We start from the raw sequence: 15655 nt of genomic DNA, 5'->3' as shown, positions 1-15655 counted from the left end.
ATTAGCGATTTTTTTCGTTCTTATGATGTTAGTGAATAAGGCAGATAGGGCAACACATAATTCCAAAACGGAAGTATAAGAGTGATAACGAGCAAAATCCAACGAAATACGGTTTCACTTGCGGAGCCAGTGTCGATGGCAATCCATTTGGGAAGCAGTCGGATTCGGATTGGAACAGGCCAGAAAAGCTGGACGCCACGATCATTCAGAAGGTCGATGATAGGATGTGAAGCATACGATAGGATGAACACCCAGAAATATAAGGGCGGCAGATGTAAGCTAATCATCGCAAGCAGCGCCATGAATAGCAATGAGTGCGTCAATGTTCGATGTTTGATTTTCAAAACGTGAAGCAAAGCAGATAAAGGAAAGAGAACCTTCGCCATGGTCGAACCTGGCTTGTCAACGTCGGCTAGGGTGCCTGCCAAGCATCCAAGTAAGAGAGAACCTGCGGCCTCCCATGTGAAGAAGGAGATGTCGCCTTGAATGAGTACGATTTCGGCTGCAATCATTCCAGCGACACTGTGAGTTTTTTGTAGCATAATAAGCGCCTTCCTATCTGTAAGTTCATATAACTTTATACTATTCGATTTATACATGGAAATTAAGGGGATCGCAATACAAAAGTAATATCGTCTGAATCCACCTATATAAATGTCCGAATACACCTTATAAATGGGGTGGTGGATATTCTACAATTAGTCGTACAGATGCAAGATTTAGGTAACACATCTCACACGACTGACCGTGTATCTAGGAGGAGAATTCATGAGTACCATTCGAATTTCAACTTTATTTTGTGAGAATCAAGAGAACCCAGTTGGCTTAGACACCGCTCAACCTCGCTTTACTTGGCAACTCGAAGCAGACGATAACGCTTCTTTGCAATCCGCCTATCAGATTCAAGTGAGCTTGCATCCTAGCCAATTTGAGGCAGGGAGCTTGGTTTGGGATACGACTCGTATCGCTTCGGATCAATCTGTACTTGTTGCTTATGCTGGGCCAGAATTACAGCCTCGGACGCGATATTACTACCGCGTAATGGTTTGGAATCAATCTGGTTTGGCCTCGTCGTGGAGTGAAATCGCTTACTGGGAAATGGGGCAGCTTCGAACATCGGATTGGCAAGCGCAATGGATAACACCTGATCCTCAACATATAGATCCAGATGCAGTAGAAGCCTACTATCTTCGGAAAAATTTCCAAGTAAGCGGGCAAATCCGTAAGGCGACGATATATGCGACAAGTCACGGTGTTTATGAGCTTGTACTTGATGGCAGCAGAGTCGGGGATTGGGAGTTAACGCCAGGATGGACCAGCTACAAGCAGCGTTTGCAGGTTCAAGCTTACGATGTTACGAGCAGTTTGAACACAGGGGCTGAGCATACCATTGGTGCAGTGTTGGCGAATGGTTGGTACAAAGGCAACCTAGGTTGGGGTCATCAGCAGAATGTGTATGGAAGCGTAAGGGCATTGCTCCTGCAAATGCATATTGTCTATGAAGATGGTACGGAAGAGATCGTCATCAGTGATTCCTCCTGGCGAGCTTCACTAGGACCGGTTCGCATGTCAGAAATCTATCATGGTGAAATCTACGATGCGGAGTTAGAACTTACGGGTTGGAGTCTGCCGAGTTATGATGATCAAGATTGGATTTCAAGTGTTGAACTGGGCTATGGCAAGGAAACATTAGTTATGCAAGAGAATGAACCGTCGCGGATAACGGAACAGCTGAAGCCTGTTGCTGTCATTGCAACACCGTCAGGGGAAACGGTTATTGATTTTGGTCAAAATATGGTCGGAAAAGTACAGATGCAAGTAACACTGCCTGCGGGTACACGCATTGAACTGCTGCATGCCGAAGTGCTTGATGCACAAGGAAATTTCTATATTGGTAATTTGCGGTCAGCGAAGCAGTCGGTTACTTATGTATGTAGTGGACGTGGTGAAGAGACATATGCACCGCATTTCACTTTCCAAGGTTTCCGGTACGTTAAAGTATTGGGATGGCCACAGGAGGTGGCATTCGATGCATCGTGTTTCATAGGTCAGGTTATCCACACGGATATGGCAGCGAAAGGGACGTTCGAATGTTCACATGCACTTCTGAATCAATTGCAGCGCAATATCGTGTGGGGGCAGAGGGGGAATTTCCTCGATGTGCCAACGGATTGCCCGCAGCGTGATGAGCGACTCGGCTGGACAGGGGATGCGCAGGTGTTCATTCGCACAGCAGCCTTTAACTATGATGTGGCACTCTTTTTCAGTAAATGGCTGCGAGATTTGAAAGCGGATCAACGCGCAGATGGCGGTGTTCCGTTCGTGATCCCGCATGTGCTGAAAGACAAAGATCATTCTTCTGCTGCTTGGGGAGATGCGGCGGTGATTTGTCCATGGACGCTCTATCAGGTTTATGGGGACAGACGTGTGCTGGAAGAGCAGTATGACAGTATGAAAGGTTGGATTACTTATATCCGTCAACAAGGAGATAATGAATACTTGTGGCAAACGGGCTTCCACTTCGGCGATTGGCTCGGACTGGACGCCAAAGAGGGTAGTTACATCGGGGCAACGCCCAAAGATTTAATCGCAACGTGCTTCTATGCTTATTCGACTTCGCTTTTTGTCCGAACAGCCCAAGTCCTAGGACGTGAAGCAGATGTCGTTGCATACACATCGCTCTACGAGCGCATCCTTGAAGCTTTCACCGCGGAATTCGTGACGCCAAGTGGCAGACTAGCGGGACATACGCAAACTGCTCACGTACTTCCATTGATGTTCGGGCTGGTGCAGGGAAGTGTTAGGGAACGGTTAGCAGCGACCCTTGCTGAGTATGTCAAGGAGCAGAATTACCATCTAACAACGGGGTTTGTCGGCACACCGTACCTCTGCCATGTTCTTTCAGAGAATGGTTATCATGATGTGGCTGTCAAGCTTGTCATGCAAGAGGACTATCCTTCTTGGCTGTACCCGATTCATCAAGGAGCTACTACCATTTGGGAGCACTGGGATGGCATCAAACCGGATGGATCGTTCTGGAGTGATGCAATGAATTCTTATAATCATTATGCGTATGGGTCAATTGGCGATTGGTTATATCGCAAAGTGGCAGGCTTGGATTCCGATGATGAGCAGCCTGGATACAAACGCATGAGCTTCCGACCTCGCCCGGATTCTGGACTCTCGTATGCCAAAGCATCTCTCATTACGAACTATGGTGAGGTTCGCAGTGAATGGGTTATCGAAGATGGCGGGAGTATTCAGTATACGTTCCAGCTGCCGCCAAACACTAGCGGAGAGGCTTTTTTAGCTGGAACGACGCTTTCGGCAGTGACATGTCATGGTCATAAGTTGGATGCCACACCAGGCATTCTAAGTGTTCGAGAAGTGGATGGTGATGTAAGGATCGAGCTTGGTTCTGGCCTCTACGAATTCCAAGTTCAGCATGCAAACTCTCTTTCTTTGTCATTCTAAGTTTATTGAGTATAATAGACGTAATGATGTTCTAAGAGGGAGAGTTACAGATGGCTGTCATCAACGCTATGGAAACCGTGGTTAAGCAGTTATTCGAAGAATTCCGGAAGAACTATGCATTGAAGTGTGACTGTACATTGTGCCAAGATGATATATTGGCCATCGCACTGAACAAGCTGCCGCCACGTTATACTTCCAGTGAGAAGGGGCATCTATTTGTAAAAGGTGAATTCACGAATCAGCAGCTGCGCTCAGATGTCATGCGAGATTTAATGGAAGCATCGAGCATTGTTGAACATCATCAGCATCATCGTGAATAAAAGCAAGATAGCCATACGCCGCTATCTCCGTTCAGACGGAGGTGGCGGCGTTTTTGATTAGGGGGGATGTGCGGCGAGTGGTCGCTGATTCCAGTTGAATCTCATTTAGTCCGATTTTTCCCAATTAATAGGAAGAGGGCAAGTGAAAATAGGCGAATAGTCCGATTTTGCCGAACTATTTTCACATTTTCCTGGTGTGAGAGCTGTTTGAGTCGGATTAGTTGGGTTTTTTAGGACTAATTACGCTTAATTGATGCTGACTGTGAGATTAGTTGGGCAAATTCGGACTATCCTGTATTGGGGGAGCAATCGGACCTAAGCTAGTGGAACGGAAGAGAAGATTGCTTCACATGCGCGACATGGGCGTTGGAGTTACGTAAGCGAAATGTGTTCCTTGGACTTACAGCAGCCCCCTGAATGCAAACGGAATTACATAATATTGAAAAAAAAGATGTAAGAGATGCAAAAAAAAATGCGCTGTTTTTTCACGCACTTCGAGCTAAGATAGAAGTAAGAATTTCCAAATAAATGAAAATTAGGAGGGGTTCCTGTGAAATCAGAGCAGTTTAATGGCATGTTTGATTCGGTGTTAACGGATGTTGTACAACAATCTTATGGCAATATTTGCTTGCCCTCCGACGAACAAATTCAACAATCGATGAAGAAGATGATGTCGATGTTAGAAGAAAGCCCGAATTGGTTGTTGCACAATGAATGATCGCGATAATTTGAAAGCCATCTCCAATGACACGCTTGTTGATGCCTATATAAATGCAAGCAGGATGAAGCTGAGCAAGGAGTTTCTGGTGTTTTTACTTTTAGAAATTCAAGCTAGGCAAATTAGTTTATTCCGTGAAAATAGTTTAGAAAGCACAACCTAATGACCACGCTAACTGGTGAGTTTAAAAAAAGGTATGAATCCTTTACAATGTAACGGACAGGGTATTCCTGACGTTGCACGGTAAGGGATTTTTTGTTTTTGTTAAAGGGAGGGTACGCATGCATATACGTCAGAAGTTGATTCCTACAGCACATTGGTTCCGTAATCAACGTATTCGTTATAAAATTATTCTCATTTATTTTCCACTTATCTTCATACCCTTGTTTGTGCTGGGATTCGTTTCGAATCAAGTGTACACGAACGCTATTGTCAAGAAAACGATCAAAAACGTGTCGGACAACTCCTCCCTGATCATAACCCGCATCACAGGCATGTTAACGAACGTCGAGAGCTGCGCGAATATGCTTACGATCAATCTGAACAAGGTCATTGTCGAGGATACGCAATCCTTGGCTGCACCAGAAACCAGCCTGCAGATGTATACGCAGATCACGAATCAATTGAGCTTTGCTTTGCTCGTCTTTCCTGATGTGCAGTCGGCAGCGTTCATTGATACGAATAATCGCGTTTATGGTTCGAATGTGCTCATGGAGCGGAATCGGGAGTGGCTGCCCTCTAGCCCTATGTTGAAGCAAATTGATGCATCAAGTGGGAATAACATTTGGTTCCCGATGCAACGCAGGGATTATTTAACCAATGGTTCACAAGAAACGGTGATGACGCTTGGCAAGCGGATTGTCAATATTTATACCGGACAGAAACTTGGGCTGCTTGTACTCAATATTAAGGAAAGTTCCTTATCTGCGATTTATCAGAAAATCGGTTCAATCCAAGATGGCAGCTACTTTATTGTAGACGATGAAGGCGTCGTTACCTCATCTCAGCATCCAGAGGATGTTCTCCAGGAAGTGGCGAATCCCGAGATGAAGCGTTGGATCACTTCAAGTAAGCATGTGTCTGAACCGATTTCATTCGAATATGAGAAGACGCTCGTTGTCAGCTCTGATGTACCTAGCTTTGGCTGGAAATTAATTTCGATGGCGCCGCTTGCTTCCTTGACAGCAGATACGCACAAAATTACACTGCTTATCGTACTGCTCGGTATTGTGTGTCTCTTCTTCGCCCTACTTGGCGCGGGAATGCTCTCCCAACTGATCGCGAAGCCCATTATGGGGCTCACGAAATATATGAAGCGAGTCAAGGAAGGCAGCTTAGATATCGAATTCCAAGTGAATTCAGAAGACGAGATTGGGATGTTGTCCTCTGGTTTTAATGCGATGATCCGGCGTATTCAAGAGCTATTGACCAATATTAATTGGGAGCAAAAGAAGAAGCGGGAATACGAACTCGCGCTCATTCAAGCGCAGATTAAGCCGCATTTTCTCTATAATACGTTGGATGTCATCTATACACTGTCCGAAATGGGACGGACCCGCGATGTACAGCGGACTACGAAAGCCCTTGCCGATTTCTACCGCGCTGCGCTTAGCAAAGGTCGCGAAACCATCACAATTGAAGAAGAAATTCGCAACGTGAAAGACTATTTGGCCATCCAACGAATCCGCTATTCCGATGTGTTTACGTATGAATTTGATATTCATAACGATGTGCTCCACGGTCAAATTCCGAAACTAACCATTCAGCCCCTTATCGAGAACGCCATTTATCATGGACTCAAAACCAAAGGAAGTCTAGGGCTTCTCAAGGTAACAGGTGAAATTGTTGATTCCAAAATAAAAATCATCGTTGCCGATGATGGTGTGGGTATGGATTCAGACCGGCTCCAAGCTATTGTAAAAAAGACCGAATCGCCACAAGAGGCTGTGGGGTATGGTTTCAAGAACGTAAATGATCGTATCCAATTGTATTATGGTGAAGAATATGGTTTGCAAATTATTAGTGAGCAGGGGCAGGGCACAGAAGTTACGCTCTGGCTGCCTTTTCAACGTGAGGAAGAGTGACGTATGCAGAAAATTTTAATTGTGGATGATGAATCGATTTTTCGAGAATATTTGCGTTCAGCGCTAGACTGGGAGGCTTATGGCTTTGAACTGTGTGCGGAAGCGAAGAACGGGATTGAAGCCCTCGAGCAAGTACAGTTGCATCGACCTGACATTGCGCTTGTAGATATAACCATGCCATTCATGGATGGTTTGACGCTGACTGAACAGTTAAAGGAGCATTACCCGGCTACGAGCGTTGTCCTCATCACAGGACATAACGAATTTGATTATGCGCGCAAGGCATTGAAGCTTGGTGTGGAGGACTATATCCTCAAACCGTTTTCCAAGGATGAACTCATTTTAACCCTAGTAAAGCTGCAGAAGGAGCACGAAAGAGCGCGAGAAGAGAGATCCACCCTCAAAGAAAATCAGCAAATGATGAAAGAAAGTTATTTGAACCATTTGCTTACCAGTGACTATCATCATTCGCCAGAGGAAACGACGCAGAAGCTTCAACAACTCGGGGAATCATTTACCTCCTCTTTGTTCATCGTAGCTTGTATTGAGATCGATCAATTGGATGTCAAATGGAACCAAGTGAGTGAGCGTTTACTATGGAAGTATGCCGTGACGAACATTCTGAACGAAGCGCTGGAGGAAACAGGGCATCATCTCATTTTTAACGGGCCGGAAGGACGAATTATTTGTTTGGTCGAGCACCAAGGAGGAAAGGAACTCGAGGTTCCCGCGTTAGAGGGGTATGAGAAGCTTATCTTCCTTATCAAAAAGTATTTGAAATTTACAATTACCATTGGTGTCGGTCGGAGTCAGTCTGGCTACGGAGGTATTCGCACCTCGTACCTGGAAGCGCTGGAGGCTTTACAGAACAAATTCGTTTTAGGGAATGATCGCGTCATTGCATATGGCTCTAGCGTGCTTGAATCTGGCAAGCAGGCGCTCTACCCGACTGAAGTCAACGAGGAGCTCCTTGTGCTCTTGCGCATGCATAATACGGAGAAAGTAGAAGATAAGCTGGAAGAAGTGTTTCAATCCATTCGTGAGCAAAGGCTGTCACTGGAGTATACCTATGTGATTTCGATGGGGTTAATCTCGGTTTGCCTGTCTTATGTTACAGAGATGGGGCACCCCATTGAAGACTGTTTTGGCGAAGCTTTTTATCCCTACAGTGAAATTAAGCGGTTGGGTTCGATCGAGAGTACATCCTCATGGATTAAGGAGCTCTTCGCTAAAGCCATTCACTATACGAATAAACATAGGAAGACGAGATCTTCGAAGATTGCTCAATCCGCCAAAGAGTACATCGAGGGGCAATATATGAATTCGGAGCTGCAATTGGATCAGATTGCCCAACAGGTGTTTATTAACCCAAGTTACTTGCGGGCCATATTCAAAAAGGAAATCGGCATGACTGTCACGGATTATGTGACCCATGTTCGCATGCACAAGGCGAAAGAATTATTAGGTAAAGGTAACATTCGGCTGGCAGATATAGCTGAGCAGATTGGGGTCAATGACCCTAGTTATTTTAGCAAAAGCTTCAAGAAATTCTTTGGTTACTCGCCAAGCGAGTATGAAAATAATCGCATATAACGACTGCACACGAATGTGCGGATTTTACAAGAAGCCCTCAGTTATTCCATTATCACTGTGGGTTTTTGCCTCTATACTGAGGATGTAAAGAGGAGAAACGCACAAGAATTATTGGGAGGTCTACACATGAAAAAGATGGCAGTTACTCTCGTAAGCTTACTCGCGGCGACTAGCCTAGCAGCTTGCGGTTCGACAGAAACACCGAAGGAAACAACGAGCGCAGCACCAGCGGCAACGGCTGCAGCAACAGCAGCACCGGCTAAGACGGATGCCAAACCAGTCAAACTAAGAATTTATGCACAATATGCAGATGAAGATACGAAAACACCTTATGACTATGCGGTAGCCGAATTGAAAAAGGAAATGCCGAATGTCGAGCTAGAGCTGGATATCCAAGCACAAGATGATGGACAGAAGTTGAAGACGTATGCAGCGACAGGGAATCTTCCAGATATTTTCCAAGCAGGTTTAGACATTATCGATACGTTCAAAAAATCCAATAACATCCTGGTGTTGGATGAGTATGTAACGAAGTTTGGCTTCAAGGACAAAATGCAGCCAAGCGCAATGAATACACTCGTGACGGATGATGGTCACACTTACGCATTCCCGTATGCAGGTAATGAAGTAGCACTCCTGTACTACAACAAAGATTTGTTCCAACAAAATGGTGTGAAAGTGCCAACAACATATGATGAAATGATGACAGCTGTTAAAACATTCAACGCAAAAGGTATTACACCGCTTTCCATTTTCGCCAAAGAGAAATGGCCGTGCGTAGCGCTGTATGACATGTTCGTAACACGCGCAGAACCAGCTGGTATCAACAAACTGGATAAAGGTACTGCGAAAGCATCCGATGCCGCGTACAAAACAGCAGCAGACAAAATTGTCGAGCTTGTCAAAGCGGGCATGCTGCCAAAAGGTGCAACGAACTTGAACTATGATCAAGCTGCAGCACTTTACCATGAAGGTAAAGCAGCCATGTTCATCAACGGTCAATGGGAAATTGAAGCAGCAACGAAGGCGCTAGGCGACAAAGCTGGTTACATGTATTTGCCAGCAGCAGATGCAGCTGCCTACGATAAAGGTAAAACAGCATTCAGCGGCAGTGGCGGCCCTGGTGGATATGCCGTATCCGCTAACACGAAAGATAAAGAACTTGCTGCCAAAGTAGCTTCTTTCATCTCCTTGAAATACGCAGAGTACAAGTTCACGAACCGCAGCAACCCGATTGTAGCTACGAAAGTTGATAAGCCAATCGTGAAGCAATTCCCGCCAATGATGGATCAGCTTTCCAAAGATATTCCGAAAATCACAAGCACGACGGCTTTCTCCTGGGGCTTGTCCAATCCGAAGTTCAAAGCAGCGCTTGAAGATGCTACACAAAACCTTATGACGGGTAACTATACGTCTGACATGTTTGTAAAAGATTTGGAAAAAGCAGCAGTAACAGCGAAATAAATGGGATTCTTTTGACAAGGAGACTCACCCTGGAATGCTCCACCCCAGCGTGAGTCTTCTACTCTACAAGGGAAGTGATGACATGCGCAAATTCTTGGGAAATAAAGCGGCGATTATACTGTTCACGCTGCCGGCTCTCCTTTTGTATACAGTGATCGTGTTTTATCCGATTCTACAAACCTTTTATCGCAGTACGTTCGAATGGGATGGCCTGAGTGAAGGTACGTTTATCTTTCTAGATAACTATAAACAATTGTTTCAAGACAGTATTTTTTACACATCCCTCTACAATGGACTCGTGTTTGCAGGCATCCTAGCCATTGTGCAAATTGGGATCGGTTCTGTGCTCGCTTTTGCCGTAGCAGAAGGTTTCAAGGGGAGTAAGATTCTACGCATTTCATATTTCATTCCGGTCGTGCTTTCGATTACTGTCGTCTGTCAGCTGTGGTTGGCGATGTATAACAGTGAGTATGGCTTGATTAACAAGGTGTTTGAAGCGCTTGGCATCTCTTACCGTCAAGACTGGCTGACGAACAGCAAAACAGCCATCTTCGCGATCGCGTTCGTCAATGCTTGGCAGTACATGGGATACCAGTTCGCACTGCTTCTTGCAGCTGTGAAATCTGTCCCTGAACAGTACTTAGAGGCTGCCCGTATCGACGGCGCTTCCAAATTCAAAGCACATATGAAGATTACAATCCCGATGCTGGCTGAGACGTATAAATTTTGCCTAGTCCTCGCGATTACAGGTGGTTTGAACGCATTTGCTAACATGTTTATCATGACGGGCGGCGGACCTGGTAACTCAACCTACACATTGACCTACTTGATGTACCGTTCTGCGTTCCGTGTTGGCGAATTCGGTTATGGCAGCGCGGCAGCAGCGTTCCTGGTTATTGAATGTTTGATTGTAACATTAGCGATTAATAAACTTATTGCACGTGAACGTATGACCTTTTAAAGGAGGATGTTGAATGAACGGCTTACTTAAATTACGCAAGAAGAATCCGCTTCTAGGCATCCTATTATGGGTGTATGCGGGGTTGTCGGTGTATCCGTTACTGTGGATGATTTTCTATTCACTCAAAAATAATAATGAAATTTTCGTCACGAATCCTTTCGGGATTCCGACACATTTTCGCTTTGAAAATTATATCGATGCTTGGTCCAAATTTAATGTACCGCAGTACTTTAGCAATAGCTTGCTCGTAGCAGCCTGCACGGTTGTTGGGACGATTGTTCTCGCTGTAACGTTTTCCTATGCGGTAGCTCGCATGCATTGGCGCTTCAAGGAAGTGGCAAGGATCTATGTTGTCATCGGGATGTTCATTCCTGTACAAGTGATCATGATTCCACTGGCCATTCTGGTGCGTGACTTCCACCTAGCTAATACGTATGGTGCACTCATTGTTCCCTATATTGCCTTTAATATTTCGTTCTCCAGCATGGTGTTCTATGGGTTCTTCCGTTCCATCCCAGTCGAGCTTGAAGAATCTGCTTGCATGGATGGGGCTAGCATTTATCGCACCTTTTATACCATTATTTTACCCATCATTAAACCGGCAATGGCAACAATGGTCATATTCGTCTTCTTATCTTCTTGGAATGAATTCACGATGGCACTTATTTTAATTACCAAAGAATCACTGAAAACTTTACCTCTCGGGTTACTATTCTTCCAAGGCCAGTTTACAACGAACTGGGGCGCGATGGGGGCGGCGATGACGATTGCCAGTTTGCCAACAGTACTCGTTTATATTTTATTCAGTGAACAAGTTGAGAAAGCCATGACCGTAGGGTCAGCGGTAAAAGGTTAATATTGGATGTAAATGGTAAAATGATCCCTTTTTGGGGTCATTTTTTGCATGAAAAGTGTCAATTAAACCATATATCAGTTCCCCTTATATATCTCATAAGATGATTCTAATTGACCTACGGTGCGCACTGTGATAATTTTCAATGGAGAGTAAAAATAGTGCGAAAAATAGCAAAGCTTATCAATACATGCTGATGAGGTGGATTTTGTTGGAACTTCAAGTCTTAAACAGTCCTTTTAACCAAGAGCAAGTTGAATTGCTCAACCGTGTCCTACCAACGTTAACCGATACACAACGCATTTGGCTGAGTGGTTATTTAACTGCTCAACAAGGTTCGACAACTTCTGCGACAGCGCCAGTTGCTTCCGTTCCTACGGCTGTAGCTAGTCAACCTGTCATTTCCAAAGAAGTTACCTTGCTTTTTGGTTCTCAAACAGGGAATTCCCATGGGTTAGCCAAAAAGTTCGCTAAGAAACTGGAAGAGCAATCCTTCCAAGTAACGCTCTCCTCCATGAGCGATTTTAAACCGAATAATCTCAAAAAGGTTCAAAACCTGCTCATCATCGTAAGTACACATGGTGAAGGCGATGCGCCTGATAACGCGATCTCTTTCTACGAGTTTCTTCATAGTAAAAGAGCACCTCAGTTAGACGAACTTCGTTATTCCGTTCTTTCCTTAGGTGATACGTCATATGAGTTCTTCTGCCAAACGGGCAAAGATTTTGATAAGCGTTTGCAAGAGCTTGGTGCTAAATCCTTAACTGAACGTGTTGATTGTGATGTTGATTTTGACGAGCCGGCAGCAGCTTGGGTTACAAGCGTACTTGGAGCGTTGAACGCTTCCTCGGCAAATGCTGTTGGTGGTGGCACAGCAGCTGCTGTGGGAACTGCGGTTTCTGCGGAGTCAGAATACTCCAGAACGAATCCGTTCCAAGCCGAAGTGCTTGAGAACTTGAACTTGAATGGCCGCGGCTCCGATCGTGAAACGCGCCACGTGGAGATCTCATTAGAAGGTTCCAATCTGCAATACGAGCCAGGCGATAGCTTAGGTGTATTCCCAGAGAATCACCCGCGTCTTGTCAATGAATTGATTCAAGCGATGGACTGGAATGCAAGTACGCCAGTTGCTGTAAACAAAAATGGGGAAGAGCGTCCTTTGCAAGAAGCGCTGCTTCGCAACTTTGAAATTACTGTCTTGACGAAGCCTCTGCTAGAGCAAGTAGCAAAGCTGACGTCAAACGATAAGCTTCAAGCCCTTGTTACCCCTGGTAATGAAGCGGAGTTGAAAGCCTACATTGCAGGTCGCGATCTTCTGGATTTGGTGCAAGACTTCTCCTTACAAGGCGTGTCTGCTACTCAATTCGTTGCTGTACTTCGTAAATTGCCTGCTCGCTTATACTCGATTGCAAGTTCATCCAAAGCTTCACCGGATGAAGTACACATCACTGTGCGTTCGGTTCGCTACGAAGCGAATGGACGTAACCGTTATGGGGTATGTTCCGTTCACCTTGCTGAGCGTGCACTATCTGGCGCTGCTTTGCCGGTTTACATTCAGAGCAACCCGAATTTCAAGCTGCCTGAGAACCCTGAAACGCCAATTATTATGATTGGACCTGGTACAGGTGTAGCACCGTTCCGTTCATTCCTTGCAGAGAGAGAAGAGACGGGTGCAGATGGTAAAACGTGGTTATTCTACGGTGATCAACACTTCGCTACAGACTTCTTGTACCAAGTGGAATGGCAGCGTTGGTTGAAAGATGGCGTTCTAACGAAATTAGACGTAGCTTTCTCCCGTGATACAGATCAAAAAGTATACGTACAGAACCGTATGCTAGAGAAGAGCCGTGAGCTTTATCAATGGCTGCAAGAAGGCGCTGTTGTCTATATTTGCGGTGACGAGAAGAAGATGGCACACGATGTAAATGCTGCGCTGCTCACGATTCTTGAGCAAGAGGGCGGATTAAATAATGAAGAAGCCGTGCAATACTTGGCTAACATGCAACAGCAAAAACGTTATCAACGGGATGTTTATTAATACGGGGTCCCCACGATCGCGAGAGGAGAAAGTTCAAGATGTCAGAAAATAATTTGCTATCGAAGAATAGTGCGCCGCATAGTGATGTTGAACAAATTAAAATCCGCAGTAATTATTTGCGCGGAAGTTTAGAAGAAACGCTTGAAGATCGCATCACAGGTTCCATTCCCGAGGATGACAACCGCTTGATGAAGTTCCACGGCAGCTACATGCAAGACGACCGTGACTTGCGTAACGAACGTGCTAAGCAGAAGCTTGAGCCTGCTTACCAGTTCATGTTGCGTGTGCGTGCTGCGGGCGGAATCGTGACCCCTGAGCAGTGGTTGATGATGGATCGCGTAGCACAGAAGTATGCGAACGGGACGATTCGTCTAACGACACGTCAATCATTCCAATTGCATGGTGTTATCAAATGGAACATGAAGAAAACGATTCAAGAAGTGAACGCATCCATGCTAAGCACGCTTGCCGCTTGCGGCGACGTGAATCGTAACGTGATGTGTAACCCAAATCCGTACCAATCCGAGGTTCATGGAGAAGTGTATGAGTGGGCGAGCCGCATTTCCAACCACTTGGACCCACGTACAAGAGCGTATCATGAGATTTGGCTTGATGGTGAGAAGTTGATCGATAGCCGCGATGGGGAAGAGCAAGAACCTATCTATGGTCACGTGTACTTACCGCGTAAGTTCAAAATCGGAATCGCAGTTCCACCTTCCAACGATGTAGACGTCTACTCACAGGATCTTGGTTATATCGCGGTAGTGGAAGACGGCAAGCTTGTCGGCTTTAACGTATCCGTTGGCGGCGGCATGGGGATGTCCCACGGGGATGTTAAGACATACCCGCAGGTTGCTAAAGTAATCGGCTTCATCAAGCCAGAGCAAGCGGTTGATCTAGCTGAGAAAACGGTTATGATCCAACGTGATTATGGGGATCGTTCCGTTCGTAAACATGCTCGTTTCAAATACACAATTGACGATCGCGGAATTGAGTGGTTCGTTAACGAACTGCAAACACGTCTTGGTTGGAATCTTGAGCCAACACGAGCGTTCCATTTCGAATCCAACGGAGATCGTTATGGTTGGGTAAAGAATAGCAACGGGAAATGGAATTTCACGATGTTCATTCAAAATGGCCGCGTGATGGACGACGGCGACTACCGTTTGATGACGGGGCTTCGCGAAATTGCGAAGATCCATAATGGCGACTTCCGACTTACGTCGAATCAGAATTTGATGATCGGTAACGTGAGCGCTCAGAAGAAGAAGAAAATTGAGGATCTGATCAAAGAGCACGGCATTACGGATGGTCTTCACTATTCTGCGCTTCGTAGAAATTCGATGGCATGTGTAGCTTTCCCAACTTGCGGTCTCGCAATGGCGGAATCCGAGCGTTACTTGCCTTCATTGATCACCAAAGTCGAAGCTATTCTGGAAGGTGCAGGGCTTCGCGAGCAGGAAATTACGATTCGGATGACAGGCTGCCCCAATGGTTGCGCACGTCCGATGCTAGCTGAACTTGCATTCATCGGTAAAGCAGCAGGCAAGTACAACATGTACCTAGGCGGCGGCTTCGCTGGGAACCGCTTGAATAAATTGTACAAAGAAAACATTGGTGAATCCGAAATTCTGGATTCCCTGCAAACGATCATTCCGCACTATGCAAGAGAGCGTCAAGGCGAAGAGCACTTCGGTGACTTCGTTATCCGCGCTGGCTACGTGAAAGAAGTTCTTTCAGGTCAAGATTTCCACGCATAGTATAGAAAAGCAGTTTAAGTCGATAGTGGCTTAAGCTGCTTTTTTTGTTGCGGCGGAAAGTGGTACATGGTAGCGAGATATCAACTGTAGTTGCGCTCGGCGTACCGACTCGTATTGAGCGTAACACGAGTCACTTCTTGGTAACTCGTTGATGCTTAGTTTGTGTGAATAGTGCATGATGTGGGAGCCGTGTTGTGGAGTAGCTAATGGGTTCGTGGGGAGTGGGCGGAGATACCACCAATTTTATTCAAGATTATCTCAAAAAAAATAGATGGAAAATATCAGGCTGTCGAGTAAAGCGCTTCCAATTACGAATTGAAGCATATTTCTGCTCTTCCACGATGTTTGTAGGTGTAGATAAAAAGATCGCTCCTAGGCTTGCATACTTTG

General features: G+C 45.5%; 13 protein-coding genes. 12 read left to right on the top strand and 1 reads right to left on the bottom strand.

Features of this window, described 5'->3' with window-relative positions:
* Positions 1–20: 20 nt before the first annotated feature.
* Complete coding sequence (locus AC58PV_RS29310; protein WP_497436332.1) at positions 21–542, bottom strand: metal-dependent hydrolase; 522 nt, start codon at positions 540–542, stop codon at positions 21–23.
* 226 nt (positions 543–768) lie between these two features.
* Between AC58PV_RS29310 and AC58PV_RS29305 the strand changes: the two genes are divergently transcribed.
* The 12 genes from AC58PV_RS29305 to AC58PV_RS29250 form a co-directional block, all read left to right on the top strand.
* Positions 769–3474: an alpha-L-rhamnosidase gene (locus tag AC58PV_RS29305; protein WP_497436330.1), complete on the top strand. Its 2706-nt coding sequence runs from the start codon at positions 769–771 to the stop codon at positions 3472–3474.
* Between the two features lie 50 nt (positions 3475–3524).
* Entirely contained in the window at positions 3525–3794 is a 270-nt protein-coding gene (locus tag AC58PV_RS29300) for a late competence development ComFB family protein (RefSeq protein WP_497436329.1), read from the top strand.
* A 550-nt stretch (positions 3795–4344) separates the two neighbouring features.
* Positions 4345–4512, top strand: a complete 168-nt coding sequence (locus AC58PV_RS29295; protein WP_497436328.1) for a hypothetical protein — start codon at positions 4345–4347, stop codon at positions 4510–4512.
* On the top strand, positions 4505–4675 hold the full coding sequence (gene sda / locus AC58PV_RS29290; protein ID WP_497436327.1) for a sporulation histidine kinase inhibitor Sda: 171 nt from the start codon (positions 4505–4507) through the stop codon (positions 4673–4675). The genes AC58PV_RS29295 and sda overlap by 8 nt, the downstream gene beginning before the upstream one ends.
* A 118-nt stretch (positions 4676–4793) precedes the next feature.
* Positions 4794–6596: a sensor histidine kinase gene (locus AC58PV_RS29285; RefSeq protein ID WP_497436326.1), complete on the top strand. Its 1803-nt coding sequence runs from the start codon at positions 4794–4796 to the stop codon at positions 6594–6596.
* A gap of 3 nt (positions 6597–6599) precedes the next feature.
* Positions 6600–8189, top strand: a complete 1590-nt coding sequence (locus AC58PV_RS29280; protein WP_497436324.1) for a response regulator — start codon at positions 6600–6602, stop codon at positions 8187–8189.
* 126 nt (positions 8190–8315) lie between these two features.
* Positions 8316–9653 (top strand): ABC transporter substrate-binding protein, encoded by a 1338-nt coding sequence (locus AC58PV_RS29275; protein ID WP_497436323.1) that lies wholly within the window; start codon positions 8316–8318, stop codon positions 9651–9653.
* Between the two features lie 82 nt (positions 9654–9735).
* A complete protein-coding gene (locus tag AC58PV_RS29270) occupies positions 9736–10614 on the top strand; it encodes a carbohydrate ABC transporter permease (protein WP_497436322.1) in 879 nt (292 codons plus the stop codon).
* Between the two features lie 13 nt (positions 10615–10627).
* Positions 10628–11470 carry a carbohydrate ABC transporter permease gene (locus AC58PV_RS29265; RefSeq protein WP_068671015.1) on the top strand — a complete coding sequence of 281 codons (843 nt, stop codon included), beginning with the start codon at positions 10628–10630 and terminating at the stop codon, positions 11468–11470.
* A 208-nt stretch (positions 11471–11678) separates the two neighbouring features.
* Complete coding sequence (locus AC58PV_RS29260) at positions 11679–13505, top strand: assimilatory sulfite reductase (NADPH) flavoprotein subunit (protein ID WP_497436320.1); 1827 nt, start codon at positions 11679–11681, stop codon at positions 13503–13505.
* 38 nt (positions 13506–13543) lie between these two features.
* Positions 13544–15265, top strand: coding sequence for an assimilatory sulfite reductase (NADPH) hemoprotein subunit (gene cysI / locus AC58PV_RS29255; protein ID WP_497436319.1), 1722 nt, complete (start codon positions 13544–13546; stop codon positions 15263–15265).
* Between the two features lie 206 nt (positions 15266–15471).
* Positions 15472–15655 (top strand): hypothetical protein (locus tag AC58PV_RS29250; RefSeq protein ID WP_497436317.1); only part of this gene is annotated, 184 nt, incomplete at its 3' end.

This window comes from Paenibacillus sp. J22FR83, from assembly GCF_059691955.1.
Note: the sequence above shows the minus strand (reverse complement) of the source record. Positions and strands in the feature narration are given on the sequence as shown.

Excerpts from the sequence above, each read along its gene's own strand:
- AC58PV_RS29310 (WP_497436332.1), bottom strand. The coding sequence starts at position 542 with ATGCTACAAAAAACTCACAGTGTCGCTGGAATGATTGCAGCCGAAATC.
- AC58PV_RS29305 (WP_497436330.1), top strand. The coding sequence starts at position 769 with ATGAGTACCATTCGAATTTCAACTTTATTTTGTGAGAATCAAGAGAAC.
- AC58PV_RS29300 (WP_497436329.1), top strand. The coding sequence starts at position 3,525 with ATGGCTGTCATCAACGCTATGGAAACCGTGGTTAAGCAGTTATTCGAA.
- sda (WP_497436327.1), top strand. The coding sequence starts at position 4,505 with ATGAATGATCGCGATAATTTGAAAGCCATCTCCAATGACACGCTTGTT.
- AC58PV_RS29285 (WP_497436326.1), top strand. The coding sequence starts at position 4,794 with ATGCATATACGTCAGAAGTTGATTCCTACAGCACATTGGTTCCGTAAT.
- AC58PV_RS29280 (WP_497436324.1), top strand. The coding sequence starts at position 6,600 with ATGCAGAAAATTTTAATTGTGGATGATGAATCGATTTTTCGAGAATAT.
- AC58PV_RS29275 (WP_497436323.1), top strand. The coding sequence starts at position 8,316 with ATGAAAAAGATGGCAGTTACTCTCGTAAGCTTACTCGCGGCGACTAGC.
- AC58PV_RS29270 (WP_497436322.1), top strand. The coding sequence starts at position 9,736 with ATGCGCAAATTCTTGGGAAATAAAGCGGCGATTATACTGTTCACGCTG.
- AC58PV_RS29265 (WP_068671015.1), top strand. The coding sequence starts at position 10,628 with ATGAACGGCTTACTTAAATTACGCAAGAAGAATCCGCTTCTAGGCATC.
- cysI (WP_497436319.1), top strand. The coding sequence starts at position 13,544 with ATGTCAGAAAATAATTTGCTATCGAAGAATAGTGCGCCGCATAGTGAT.